Genomic DNA, 13885 nt, shown 5'->3' on the forward strand with positions numbered 1-13885 from the left:
GCTTTGATAGCCGCTTGCCCTGTAACGTTAAGTTAACCCGACACTCTGAGGACTAAGGATAACCATGCGACCTTCTCTTCGTTACCGTACCCGTCTGTTTGCCGTAATGCTAAGCCTGACGGCCGCCGCCCCTCTTTTCGCCGCCGATGCGCCGTCCGCGCCACAGAATTTGCAGGTTCCCACGCTGGCCTATGACGATCACAGTATCGTTCTGGTATGGGAATCTCCGGAAGACACCGGCAATATCATCGATTATCAGGTTTATCAGGACGGGAAATCCCTGGGGCTGGCCAGTCAAAACAACGATAAATACTCTCCGGCCAAAGCGTATATCAATGCGTTTTATGCCGGCGATAAAGCCGGTTTTCATCATAAAATCGTGATACACAATTTTAAGGTTGAGGGGCTGCAACCCGACGCGCAGCACCATTTCACCGTCAAAGCGGTCTATGCCGACGGCTCGCTTTCCGGCGACAGCAACCGCGTGAGCGCCAAAACCGCAGCATTCACCCAGGTTCTTGATATTAATGCGTTTGGCGCCAAGGCCGATGGTAAAACGCTTAACACCGCCGCCATTCAGCGGGCCATTGACGCCTGTAAACCCGGTTGCCGCCTCGACATTCCGGCAGGAACCTATAAAACCGGCGCGATTTGGTTAAAAAGCGATATGACGTTGAACCTGACGGAAGGCGCAGTGCTGCTGGGATCGGACGATCCCGCCGACTATCCGGCGGGTTATCATCTCTACGCTTACTCCACCAGCGAGCGTCCGGCTTCGTTGATTAATGCGATTGACGCCAACAGCTCGCACCCCGGCACGTTTCGCAATATCCGTATCGTCGGTAAAGGCATGATTGACGGCAACGGCTGGCTGCGCACCCAGCAAGGCGAAATCAAAGACGAATTAGGCAATGTGTTGCCGCAGTATATCGCCAGTAAAAACAGCAAGGTGCATGAAGACGGCATTCTGGCTAAAAATCAGGTCGCGCAGGCCGTCGCCGGCGGAATGGATCTCAAAACCGCCTACGGACAACGGCGCTCCAGCCTGATCACCTTACGCGGGGTGGAAAATGTCTATCTGGCCGACTTCACCGTGCGTAACCCGGCGTTTCACGGCATCATGAATCTGGAAAATCACAACGTGGTGGCAAACGGTTTGATCCATCAGACCTATGACGCCAACAACGGTGACGGCATAGAATTCGGCAACAGCAAAAACGTTATGGTATTCAATAACTTTTTTGATACCGGCGATGACAGCATCAACTTCGCCGCCGGGACGGGGGAAAAAGCCCGCCAACAAGAACCGATGAGCGGCGCCTGGCTTTTCAATAACTACTTTCGTATGGGGCATGGCGCGATCGTGACAGGCAGCCATACCGGCGCCTGGATTGAAAATATCGTCGCGGAAAACAACGTTATGTACCTGACCGATGTAGGTTTGCGGGCTAAAAGCACCACCGATATCGGCGGCGGCGCCCGCAACATCCTGTTTCGTAACAACGCCATGAAGGATATCGCCAAACAGGCGGTGGTGATTACGCTGAGCTACTCCGATGCCAATGCGAAAATCGATTATCCAGCGGCAAAAACCCCTGCTCAGTTTCATGACTTCCTGGTAAAAAATGTCACGGTGCAGGGGACGACCGGTAAATCGCCGTCTATTGAAATCAAAGGAGATAGCGCGAAAGACGCCTGGCACAGCAAAATCCGCTTCGACAACGTCAAGCTGGATAACGTTGCGCCCGCGGCTATCAGCGACCTGCGCGACAGCCAGTTCAATCACATCCTGTTTAGCCGATTACGCGACGGCGAAACACCGTGGAATTTCACCGCAACGGAAAATGTGAGCGTCGACGGAAAAATCATCACGCCGTAACTGGGAACAGGGCGGGTTTCCCGCCCTCAGACTGTTGACAAACCTATCACCCTTTATCGAACGGTGATAATGGAATGGAAGAGTAAAGCGTCCGCGCCAGGGATGGCGCGGTTCGAGCTTACAGGGATGTACTTGCAGCGTCTTTACGATCCATCCATTATCGCCGCTCACCGGGCTTTGTCAGCAAACTCAGGGCGGGTTTCCCGCCCTGAGGTTACTTGCCGTTTTCCTTGGCCTTGGCCAACTGCGCCCGAATACTCGCCAGGTGATTCTGCCCTTTCTGCATCCGTTCCTGCGCGTTGACCACTTTACGCTCGGTTTCCCAGTTCAGATCGTCCTGCGGCAGCTCAAGCAGGAAACGGCTGGGTTCCGGGCGCACCAGCTCGCCATACTGCCGCCGCTCTTTGCACAGGGTAAATATCAGCTCGCGCTGGGCGCGGGTGATGCCGACATAGGCCAGACGACGCTCCTCGTCGACGTTGTCTTCATCAATGCTGCTTTGATGCGGCAGCAGCCCTTCTTCCATGCCGACCAGAAACACATAGGGGAATTCCAGACCTTTCGAGGCGTGCAGCGTCATTAACTGCACCTGATCCAGCTCTTCCTCACTTTCCCCGCGCTCCATCATATCCCGCAGGGTGAAGCGCGTGACCACCTGGGTCAGCGTCATCGGCTCATCCAGATCCGATCCTTCCAGCATTTCCGTCATCCAGCTAAACAGCTGATTGACGTTTTTCATGCGCATTTCCGCCGCTTTCGGGCTGGGAGAGGTTTCGTATAGCCAGCTTTCATAATCCAGCCCGTGGATCAGATCGCGCACAGCCGCCACCGGCTCACGCTCCGCCAGACGGGCCACTTCGGCCATCCATTGGGTAAACCGTTGTAAAAACTCCAGCCCGCGACCGGTCAAAGACTGGCTTAATCCCAAATCAAAGCTGGCGCTGAACAGACTTTTATTGCGCTGATTGGCCCATTCGCCCAGCTTCTTCAGCGTCGCCGGGCCGATCTCGCGTCTTGGCGTGTTGACGATACGCAAAAAGGCGCTGTCATCATCCGGATTGGTCAATACGCGCAGATAGGCCAGCAGATCCTTGATTTCGGGACGTGAGAAAAACGAGGTGCCGCCGGAAATCCGATAAGGAATGCGGTTCTGCATCAACATTTTTTCAAACAGCCGGGACTGATGATTACCGCGATACAGGATGGCATAGTCGCCATACTGGGTTTTTTTAATAAAGTGATGGGCAATCAGCTCGCCCACCACCCGTTCGGCTTCGTGATCTTCGTTGTTGGCGGTAATCACCTTCAATTCATCGCCATAGCCCAGCTCCGAGAACAAGCGTTTTTCAAACACATGCGGATTATTGGCGATCAGGATGTTCGCCGCTTTCAGAATCCGGCCGGAAGAGCGGTAGTTTTGCTCCAGCTTGATGACTTCCAGCCTGGGGAAATCCTGCTGCAACAGCACCAGATTCTGCGGCCGCGCGCCGCGCCAGGAATAAATCGACTGATCGTCATCCCCCACCACCGTGAAGCGGGCGCGGCTGCCCACCAGCAATTTAACCAGCTCATACTGGCTGGTGTTGGTGTCCTGATATTCATCCACCAACAGATAGCGCAAGCGGTTCTGCCAGCGCTCGCGCACCTCGTCATTGCGTTTGAGCAACAGCGTCGGCAGCAGAATAAGATCGTCGAAATCCAGTACGTTACAGGCCCGAAGATGGTCGTGGTACAGCGCATAGCAATGCACAAACAGCTTGTCCCGTTCAGAACGCGCCGTGGCGGCGGCCCCGGCGGGATCGATAAGATCGTTTTTCCAGTTTGAGATCGCCGCGGTTAACTGTTGCAACAGCGTTTTGTCATTTTCCAGCCACTGCTCGGTTAATTCCTTTAGCAGAGCCATCTGATCCTGATCGTCAAACAGAGAGAAATTGGCTTTCATCCCTAGCGCCGCGTACTCCCGCTTAATGATCTCCAGCCCCAGCGTATGGAAGGTGGCGATGGTCAACCCACGGGTTTCCTTGCGCCCCAGCGTTTGCGCGACACGTTCTTTCATTTCCCGCGCGGCCTTGTTGGTAAAGGTCACCGCGGCGATATGTCGGGCCTGGTACTCGCACTGGCGGATCAGATGAGCAATTTTATTGGTGATGACGCGCGTCTTTCCCGAACCGGCTCCCGCCAGCACCAGACAAGGGCCGGTAACAAATTCGACAGCATGTTGTTGGCTGGGATTTAGACGCATAACGTAAGTGCTCAGTCATAAAACGGGAGGAGATTGTAGCAGAAAGGCGAACCGATCCCGATCGGGGATTTCTCATCGCCGCAGTCCACATCCTGCGCGGCAAATGCTACATTGCGTAGGTCAATCCCTATCATCAAAAGGTAATAAAATGGCAAATACCGCGGCAGCATTGCACATTCTGGTGGATACCGAACAGCAGGCCAATGATATTCTGACCCAGTTGCAACAGGGCGCGGACTTTCAAAAACTGGCGCGGCAATATTCAACCTGCCCGTCAAAACGTAACGGCGGCGATTTAGGCGAGTTCCGTAAAGGCGACATGGTGCCCGCCTTTGACAAGGCGGTGTTCTCCTGCGAACTGCTAACGCCCTTTGGCCCGGTAAAAACCCAGTTCGGTTATCACCTGATTAAAGTGCTATACCGTAACTAATCCCATCCCCCGACTCATAACGAAGAGACGGGGGATGAGTCTGATGATCCGGTTAGCCGATGGTCATCAGGCTGGCGTTCCCCCCCGCGGCGGCGGTATTGATGCTCAGCGAACGCTCATTCAGTAAACGCTCCAGCAACAGGTTGGTTTCACCGCGGGAAAAACCCTGTACCGAAATAATCGGCCCCTGAAGTTCGGCAACCTGCTCGCTCAGCAAGCGTAGCTGATCCGCATCGCCATGATAGATGACGGCATCAAAGGTCTGGCTATCCTGCCGCCAGTCCGCGCTGAAGCGGATGCGGGCCTGAACGCCGTCAGGCAGACGCCGATACAGATCGCGCAGCAGGTCCGTTTCTTGCCACAGCACGCCGCCGCCCACCGCCAACACCGCAGCCACCTGCGTTAAGGCATCATCTTCGTTATCCGCGCAGCACAGCACGCGTTCGCGGGGCAGCAGCGTATAGGTATTACGCTCGCCGGTCGGCCCCGGCAGCAGGCGCGTGGTTCCGCCTAATCCCAGTTCGCCGTAGCGCTGACAGAGCACTGCAAGGCCGTGGTGATGTTCCGTCGTCGCCCATTTTTCCAGCGCCTGCAAAGCAGGCAGCAGGGTGGCGCGAATCGAAGCATCCACCGTCTCGCCATCCTGTCGCGCCAATCCCTGTAGCGGCGCATCATCCGGGCGATAGCTCAGTAAACGGTACAGATAGAGCGGCCCGCCCGCTTTCGGGCCGGTGCCGGACAATCCCTCGCCGCCAAAGGGTTGCACCCCGACCACCGCGCCGACCATATTGCGGTTAACGTACTGATTGCCCACGTTGGCATTGCGGGTGACGCGTGCGATGGTCTCATCAATACGGGAATGAATACCCAACGTCAGGCCATACCCCGCCGCATTAATCCGATCGATAAGCGCATTCAGGTTTTGGCTTTGATAGCGCACCACGTGCAAGACCGGGCCGAACACCTCTTTTTGCAGTTCATCAACGCTGTCCAGTTCGATCAGGGTCGGCATCACGAAATTGCCGCGCGCCCACGCCTGTTCATCCTGCACGTGATGTTGAGCGGCCTGGAAGATGTTGCGTCCTTTCGCCCGCATCGCCTGAATATGGCGCTCAATGGTATTTTTCGCCTCCGCGTCAATCAGCGGGCCGATATCGGTAGCCAGACGCTCCGGGTTCCCCATCCGGCATTCCGCCATCGCGCCGCGCAGCATTTGCAGCGTGTGATCCGCCACATCCTCCTGAACGCACAGGATCCGCAGCGCCGAACAACGCTGTCCGGCACTGTCGAACGCCGAGGCAATCACATCGGTCACCACCTGTTCGGTCAGCGCGGAAGAGTCGACAATCATCGCATTCAGCCCGCCCGTTTCGGCAATCAGCGGAATAAGACGCCCCTGCGCATCAAGCCGCCCGGCGATGCTGCGTTGCAACAGGCTGGCGACCTCGGTTGATCCGGTAAACATCACGCCACGGATCCGGCGGTCATTGACCAGCGCGGCGCCGACGCTTTCCCCCCGCCCCGGCAACAGTTGCAATACGCCCGCGGGAACGCCGGCTTCCAACAGGATACGCACTGCCTGCGCGGCAATCAGCGGCGTTTGTTCGGCGGGTTTGGCCAGCACGCTGTTACCCGCCGCCAGCGCAGCCGCAATCTGTCCGGTAAAAATAGCCAGCGGGAAATTCCACGGGCTGATGCACACCACCGGCCCTAATGGACGATGTGAATCATTGGCAAACGCGTCACGCACCTGACAGGCGTAATAGCGCAAAAAGTCGACCGCCTCGCGAACTTCGGCAATGCCGTTGCCGAATGTCTTACCGGCTTCGCGCACCAGCAATCCCAGCAAATGCTGCAACTGACTTTCCATTATTTCAGCCGCTTTATCCAGCACGGCCGCGCGCTCTGCCGGCGGGGTGGCGAACCAGATGGCGCCGCCGTTGACCGCCGCCTCAAGCGCCCGGCCGACATCCGCCTCGCCGGCCTCACGAACATAGCCGACAATATCGCGGGAGTCCGCCGGGTTGACGACCGGTTGCGCTTCGCCGGGTTGCGGTTCGCCGACCATGATCGGCCCGGCCTGCCATAATTGCGTCGCGCTGGTCAGCAACGCGCTGGATAAGGAGGCGAGACGGTGCTCATTCGACAAATCCAGTCCGCTGGAGTTGGGGCGCACATCGCCATACAGACGGCGCGGCAACGGAATTCGCGGATGCGGCAGGCCGATCCGGCTTTCGCTCGCCGCCAGCGCTTCAACCTCGCCGACCGGGTCGGCCACCAGTTTCTCCAGCGGCAGGGTCGTATCGGCAATGCGGTTCACAAACGAGGTATTGGCGCCATTCTCCAGTAGACGGCGAACCAGATAGGCCAGCAGGGTTTCGTGCGTTCCGACCGGCGCATAAATGCGGCAGGGCCGATTCAGCTTGCCATCGGCCACTTTCCCCACCACCTGTTCATACAAGGGTTCGCCCATGCCGTGCAGGCATTGAAACTCATACTGTCCGGGGTAATAGTTATTGCCAGCCAGGTGATAAATCGCGCTTAACGTATGCGCATTATGGGTGGCGAACTGGGGATAAATCAGGTTCGGCACCGCCAGCAATTTACGCGCGCAGGCCAGATAGGACACATCGGTATAGACCTTGCGCGTGTAGACCGGGTAGCCCTCCAGCCCGTCCACCTGCGCGCGCTTGATTTCACTGTCCCAATAGGCGCCTTTCACCAGACGGACCATCAACCGCCGATGGCTGCGCTGAGCCAGGTCGATAAGGGCGTCGATGACGAACGGACAACGTTTCTGATACGCCTGAATGACGAACCCAATCCCGTTCCAGCCCGCCAACTGCGGCTCGAAACAGAGCTTTTCCAGCAGATCGAGCGAGATCTCCAGCCGATCGGCCTCTTCCGCATCGATATTGATGCCGATATCGTACTGACGAGCCTGTAAGGTGAGCGACAGCAGACGCGGATACAGTTCTTCCATCACTCGCTCATACTGCGCCCGGTTATAGCGGGGATGCAGGGCCGACAGCTTGATGGAAATCCCCGGCCCTTCATAGATACCGCGCCCGTTGGATGCTTTGCCAATGGCATGAATGGCCTGTTGGTAAGACACCAGATAAGCGGCGGCGTCTTTCTCCGTCAGCGCCGCTTCCCCCAGCATATCGTAAGAATAGCGGAACCCCTGCTCTTCCAGCTTGCCGGCATTCGCCAGCGCCTCGGCGATGGTTTCGCCGGTGACAAACTGCTCCCCCATCAGACGCATCGCCATATCCACGCCTTTGCGGATCAGCGGCTCGCCGCTTTTGCCAATAATACGATTAAGCGAATTCGACAGTTTGGCTTCGTTATGGGTGGCGACCAGCTTGCCGGTAAACAGCAATCCCCAGGTGGCGGCATTAACAAACAGCGACGGACTGTTGCCAAGGTGGGCATGCCAGTCTCCGGCGCTGATTTTGTCGCGGATCAACGCATCGCGGGTCGGTTTGTCCGGAATGCGCAGCAACGCTTCGGCCAGACACATCAACGCCACCCCTTCCTGTGAGGAAAGTGAAAATTCTTGCAGCAGCCCCTGAACCATACCGGCACGGCCGGTGGCCCCTTTTTGCCCCCGCAGCTTCCCGGCCAGATCGTAGGCCATTTTATGGGTAGATAGCGCAATTTCATCGGATAATCTCGCCCGTTCAAGCAACATCGGCACCAGTTCGGTTTCGGGCCGACGATAGGCCGATGTGATGGCGGCGCGGATAACCGACTGAGGCAATATCTGTTCGGCAAAATCCAGAAAAGGCTGATGGGTTTCTTCTTCCTGAGATTGCGGCATAATCTCTTCCGCTTCAATGTGGCTGGACGTAGCCGATTGTGGTATCTCAGGAGTATCGGCGCCGCTTTCGAGGCGTTCCAGATAATTGTAAATGGCCTGCTTGATAAGCCAGTGCGGCGTGCGATCGATCCGCTGCGCGGCGGCCTTGATCCGGTCGCGTGTTGCCTCGTCGAGTTTTACACCCATCGTGGTAGAACCCATTTACTCCACTCCTGTGATTAAAGTACATATCGTCAACGTCAATATCGGTCATGTTGCAACTTTGTGCAACCTTGTTAAATCAGGGGCGTGCGCGAGGCAATATTTCTTGCTTTTTTTAACATTTAGCCACGGCGAAAACGCCTTATCAGCGCCGGGAGGAAAAGGGGAATTCGCTATAAGATCCGCTTATCCATATTATTATCATGGGATTATACCATGCGCCGCAGCCCGATTTTCGGCCAGGCCGATTATGGTTAATGTGACGCAGAGTGAGAAATATGTAATTCATATGTTAAAAATATTGTTGACAACGCATGCACTCAACTAGGATAACCAACTGCCCCCATAAGGTGGCGCTTATCGCAACCGGCACTATTTTCACTCCGCGCCCCGTTCCGGCCGGCGTGAAAAGCCAGGGTTTATCGCAACCAAAACGGTGCGCGAATAATAATGAAAATGGAGAGTTAAATGACAATGAGCACACCTATGCTGGTGACTTTTTTGGTGTACATCTTCGGGATGGTACTCATCGGCCTGTTCGCCTATCGCGCCACCAACAACTTCGGCGATTACATTCTGGGCGGTCGCAGGATGGGGAGCGTGGTCACCGCGCTCTCCGCCGGCGCATCCGACATGAGCGGCTGGCTGCTGATGGGATTGCCGGGCGCCATCTTCATTTCCGGTATCTCTGAAAGCTGGATCGCCATCGGCCTGACGATCGGCGCCTATCTCAACTGGAAATGGGTCGCCGGTCGTTTACGCGTACACACGGAAGTCAATCACAACGCGCTGACGTTGCCGGACTATTTCACCCACCGCTTTGAAGACACCAGTAAACTGCTCCGGGTGATTTCCGCACTGGTGATTCTGATCTTTTTCACCATCTACTGCGCCTCCGGCGTGGTGGCGGGCGCCCGCCTGTTCGAAAGCACCTTTGACATGAGCTACGGCACCGCCCTGTGGGCGGGCGCGGCGGCGACCATCGCCTATACGTTTATCGGCGGGTATCTGGCGGTAAGCTGGACGGACACCGTCCAGGCCAGCCTGATGATTTTCGCGCTGATCCTGACGCCGGTGATGGTGATCCTGTCGCTCGGCGGCATTGACACCTCGCTGATGGTGATCGAAGCGCAGAACCCGGCCAATCTGGATATGTTCAAAGGGATGAGTTTCGTGGCCATCATCTCCCTGATGGGCTGGGGACTGGGCTATTTCGGCCAGCCGCATATTCTGGTGCGCTTTATGGCGGCGGATTCTCACCATACCATTCACAATGCGCGCCGCATCAGTATGACCTGGATGATCCTGTGTCTGGCTGGGGCGGTGACCGTGGGCTTCTTCGGCATCGCCTACTTTACCAATCACCCCGAGCAAGCCGGTAACGTCTCGGCAAACAGCGAACGGGTATTTATTGAACTGTCCATACTGCTGTTCAATCCGTGGATTGCCGGGGTGCTGTTGTCGGCGATTCTGGCGGCGGTGATGAGCACCCTGAGCTGCCAGTTGCTGGTGTGCTCCAGCGCGATTACCGAAGATTTGTATAAGCCTTTCCTGCGCAAGAATGCCAGCCAGAAAGAGCTGGTATGGGTCGGTCGGGCTATGGTGTTATTAGTGGCGGTGATTGCCATCGCCCTGTCGGCCAATCCGGAAAACCGGGTGCTGGGGCTGGTCAGCTATGCCTGGGCCGGTTTCGGCGCCGCATTCGGCCCGGTTATTCTGCTCTCCCTGCTATGGCCGCGCATGACCCGCAACGGCGCGCTGTTCGGCATGATTGTCGGCGCGGCCACTGTACTGCTCTGGAAACAGTACGCCTGGCTGGGACTGTATGAAATCATCCCCGGTTTCCTGTTCAACTGCCTGACCATCGTTGTCGTCAGCCTGCTGGGCCGGGCGCCATCCAAGGTGATTACCGAGCGTTTCAGCAAAGCGGAAGCGGAATTTAAATCGGTCAAGGTTTAATCTTTCCGGGCACAAGGCGCGGCTCGCTGCGCCAGTCGCTTTTAGCGTCGTTTTCCCCAAAAAAACAAAAGGCACAGCGAAATGCTGTGCCTGAGGTTGCTGACAAAGTCGTTTGTAAGCCTGAGATACCCGGGCCTAGCGTACCGAGGGGTGCTCCGGCGGCTTACGCCGCTACGGCCCCTCGCCACGCTCTCCCTAATAACGGGCTTTGTCAACGGTCTGGGCACCGCGAATGCTGTGCCTTTTGAGCTTTATGACCGAATGGGATTAACCCGCAACGGCGATACGTTTCATATCCGTCATATAGCCGCGCAGTTTACGACCGACGCTTTCGATCGGGTGGTTGCGAATCGCTTCGTTAACGTCACGCAGCTGTGCGTTGTCCACCTCTGTCGCCGCCACGGTTTTACCTAAATCGCCCGGTTGCAGCGACGCCATGAATTTCTCTTTCAGCAGCGGCACGGCGGCGTTGGCGAACAGATAGTTGCCGTATTCCGCCGTATCGGAGATCACCACGTTCATTTCGTACAGACGCTTACGGGCAATGGTATTGGCAATCAGCGGCAGCTCATGCAGCGATTCGTAGTAAGCCGACTCTTCGATAATGCCCGAGCTCACCATGGTTTCAAACGCCAGTTCCACCCCGGCTTTCACCATCGCAATCATCAGCACGCCGTGATCAAAATATTCCTGCTCGGAGATTTTACCGTCAAACTGCGGCGCGTTTTCAAACGCCGTTTTACCGGTTTCTTCACGCCAAGTCAGCAGCTTGAGGTCATCGTTCGCCCAGTCGGCCATCATGCCGCTGGAGAACTCGCCGGAAATAATGTCGTCCATATGTTTCTGGAACAAGGGCGCCATAATCTCTTTCAGTTGCTCAGACAGCGCAAAGGCGCGCAGCTTGGCCGGATTGGACAATCTGTCCATCATCAGCGTAATGCCGCCCTGCTTCAGCGCTTCGGTAATGGTTTCCCAACCGAACTGCACCAGTTTTTCCGCGTAGGCCGCATCAGCGCCGTCGGCCACCAGCTTATCAAAGCTCAGTAAAGACCCTGCCTGCAACATACCGCACAGGATCGTCTGCTCGCCCATCAGGTCGGACTTCACTTCGGCGACGAAAGAGGATTGCAGTACGCCGGCGCGATGACCGCCGGTTGCCGCCGCCCAGGCTTTGGCGATCGCCATGCCTTCGCCTTGCGGATCGTTTTCCGGATGAACCGCGATCAGCGTCGGCACGCCGAAACCACGTTTGTATTCTTCACGCACTTCCGTACCCGGGCACTTCGGCGCCACCATCACCACGGTGATGTCTTTACGGATCTGCTCGCCTACTTCAACGATGTTGAAACCGTGCGAATAACCCAGCGCCGCGCCCTGCTTCATCAGCGGCTGGACAGCCTGAACCACGGCGGAGTGCTGTTTGTCCGGCGTCAGGTTAACCACCAAATCCGCCTGCGGGATCAGTTCTTCATAGGTGCCGACGGTGAAACCATTTTCAGTGGCTTTACGCCATGAGGCGCGTTTCTCGGTAATCGCTTCCTGACGCAGCGCGTAAGCGATATCCAGACCGGAGTCACGCATATTCAGCCCCTGGTTCAAGCCCTGTGCGCCACAGCCGACGATCACCACTTTTTTACCTTTCAGGAAGCCCGCTTCATCGGCGAATTCGTCACGTCCCATAAAACGGCACTGGCCCAATTGCGCCAGCTGCTGACGCAGGTTCAATGTGTTGAAATAGTTAGCCATGTAGTACTCCGTATGATGTTTTGTTTATCTGTTATTCAGAAAAGCTTTCCCGCGAGATAGGAAAACCGCTATGCCCCCATCATATGACAGGAAATGCGTTGCTCAAATTGATATATTAACAACGTCATATTGCAAAATCTGCAAGATAAACGCGAGGCTCGCTGCGCATGGATTTACGTGATCTCAAATTATTTCTGCATTTGGCGGAAAGCCGGCACTTCGGCCGCACCGCAAAGGCGATGCATATCAGTCCTTCCACGCTATCGCGGCAAATTCAACGGCTGGAGGAAAATGTCGGCCAAACCCTGTTTCAGCGCGATAACCGCACCGTGCAGCTCACCGATGCCGGGGAACAACTAAAGCGGTTCGCCCAGCAAACGCTGCTGCAATATCAGCAGCTTCGACACGCTATCAGCCAACGCGGGCCATCGCTTAGCGGCGAACTGCGTATTTTTTGCTCCGTCACCGCCGCTTACAGCCATTTACCGCCAATTTTGGATCGTTTCCGGGCGGAACATCCCCTGGTAGAGATCAAGCTGACCACCGGTGACGCCGCGGACGCCGTCGACAAAGTCCACTCCAACGACGCCGACCTCGGGATCGCCGGCCACCCGGAAAGCCTGCCCGCCAGCGTGGAATTCATGCCGATAGGCAAGATCCCGCTGTCGCTTATCATCCCGGCGCTGCCTTGTCCGGTGCAGGCTCAGGTAAAACACGCCAACCCGGACTGGTCGGAAATACCGTTCATTCTGCCGGAGCACGGGCCGGTGCGTAAACGCATCGAACTGTGGTTTCGCCGCCACCGCATCGCCACGCCGCAGATCTATGCCACCGTATCGGGCCACGAGGCGATGGTGTCGATGGTGGCGCTGGGCTGCGGCATTGCCTTAATCCCGGATATCGTGCTGGAAAACAGTCCGGAGCCGGTACGCAATCGTGTCTCCGTTTTTGCCGAACAGGCGATGGAACCTTTGGAACTGGGCGTTTGCGTGCAGAAAAAGCGGCTCAGCGAACCGCTGATTGCCGCCTTCTGGGGGACGCTTCCCAATCCATCTTAAGAATAATGCGTGACGGCAACACACGCCGGCGGACATGGAAAACCCATGCTGAGGGTCAAGGCGCGGCGCAACCAAAACGCGACTCTACCTCGCCAATGGCATCGATGCGCGCCTGATGACGCCCCCCTTCGAACTGCGCATCCAGCCAGGCATCAACGATCATTTTCGCCAGTTCCGACCCGACGACTCGCGAACCGAACGCCAGCACATTGGTATTGTTGTGCTGGCGGGAAAGCTGCGCCGAGTACGGTTCGCTGCAAACCACGGCACGGATGCCGGGAAATTTATTGGCGGTAATGGCGATCCCCACCCCCGTGCCGCAAATCAATATTCCTCCTTCCGCATCACCAGCCACAACCGCTTCCGCCACCGCGACGGCATAGCGCGGATAATCGGTACGTTCGCTGGACCATGTGCCTTTATCCATCACCGTTACGCCACGCCGCTGTATGTGGGCGACGATTTCCGCTTTCAGTTCAAACCCGACATGATCGCACCCAAGAACAATCTTCCTCATCGCGACAACCTCTTAATTAAGTAACGTTGC

8 protein-coding genes are annotated in these 13885 nt (G+C 56.6%); 4 read left to right on the plus strand and 4 right to left on the minus strand.

Annotation, left to right across the window (positions count from 1 at the left end; translation table 11 throughout):
- The first annotated feature begins 64 nt into the window (after positions 1-64).
- Positions 65-1879, plus strand: coding sequence for a glycoside hydrolase family 28 protein (locus tag JG725_RS14655; protein ID WP_199378661.1), 1815 nt, complete (start codon positions 65-67; stop codon positions 1877-1879).
- 214 nt (positions 1880-2093) lie between these two features.
- On the opposite strand, the gene rep is transcribed toward JG725_RS14655, so the two are convergent.
- Positions 2094-4121 (minus strand): DNA helicase Rep, encoded by a 2028-nt coding sequence (gene rep / locus JG725_RS14660; protein ID WP_172291411.1) that lies wholly within the window; start codon positions 4119-4121, stop codon positions 2094-2096.
- A gap of 148 nt (positions 4122-4269) precedes the next feature.
- On the opposite strand from rep, the gene ppiC reads away from it, so the two are divergent.
- The gene (ppiC, locus tag JG725_RS14665) at positions 4270-4551 is read left to right on the plus strand and encodes a peptidylprolyl isomerase PpiC (protein WP_172291412.1); all 282 of its coding nucleotides are present in this window, start codon (positions 4270-4272) and stop codon (positions 4549-4551) included.
- 52 nt (positions 4552-4603) lie between these two features.
- Here the strand turns inward: ppiC and putA are convergent, their stop codons facing one another.
- Positions 4604-8575, minus strand: coding sequence for a trifunctional transcriptional regulator/proline dehydrogenase/L-glutamate gamma-semialdehyde dehydrogenase (putA, locus tag JG725_RS14670; RefSeq protein WP_199378663.1), 3972 nt, complete (start codon positions 8573-8575; stop codon positions 4604-4606).
- Between the two features lie 468 nt (positions 8576-9043).
- On the opposite strand from putA, the gene putP reads away from it, so the two are divergent.
- Positions 9044-10534 carry a sodium/proline symporter PutP gene (gene putP, locus JG725_RS14675; RefSeq protein ID WP_172291414.1) on the plus strand — a complete coding sequence of 497 codons (1491 nt, stop codon included), beginning with the start codon at positions 9044-9046 and terminating at the stop codon, positions 10532-10534.
- 267 nt (positions 10535-10801) lie between these two features.
- On the opposite strand, the gene ilvC is transcribed toward putP, so the two are convergent.
- Positions 10802-12280 carry a ketol-acid reductoisomerase gene (gene ilvC / locus JG725_RS14680; protein WP_172291415.1) on the minus strand — a complete coding sequence of 493 codons (1479 nt, stop codon included), beginning with the start codon at positions 12278-12280 and terminating at the stop codon, positions 10802-10804.
- A gap of 167 nt (positions 12281-12447) precedes the next feature.
- On the opposite strand from ilvC, the gene ilvY reads away from it, so the two are divergent.
- Complete coding sequence (gene ilvY / locus JG725_RS14685) at positions 12448-13338, plus strand: HTH-type transcriptional activator IlvY (RefSeq protein WP_172291416.1); 891 nt, start codon at positions 12448-12450, stop codon at positions 13336-13338.
- 55 nt (positions 13339-13393) lie between these two features.
- On the opposite strand, the gene rpiB is transcribed toward ilvY, so the two are convergent.
- Positions 13394-13855 carry a bifunctional allose-6-phosphate isomerase/ribose-5-phosphate isomerase RpiB gene (gene rpiB, locus JG725_RS14690; protein WP_172291417.1) on the minus strand — a complete coding sequence of 154 codons (462 nt, stop codon included), beginning with the start codon at positions 13853-13855 and terminating at the stop codon, positions 13394-13396.
- Positions 13856-13885 lie beyond the last annotated feature (30 nt).

The organism is Brenneria sp. L3-3C-1 (assembly GCF_016456245.1).
In the GTDB taxonomy this organism is placed as follows: domain Bacteria; phylum Pseudomonadota; class Gammaproteobacteria; order Enterobacterales; family Enterobacteriaceae; genus Brenneria.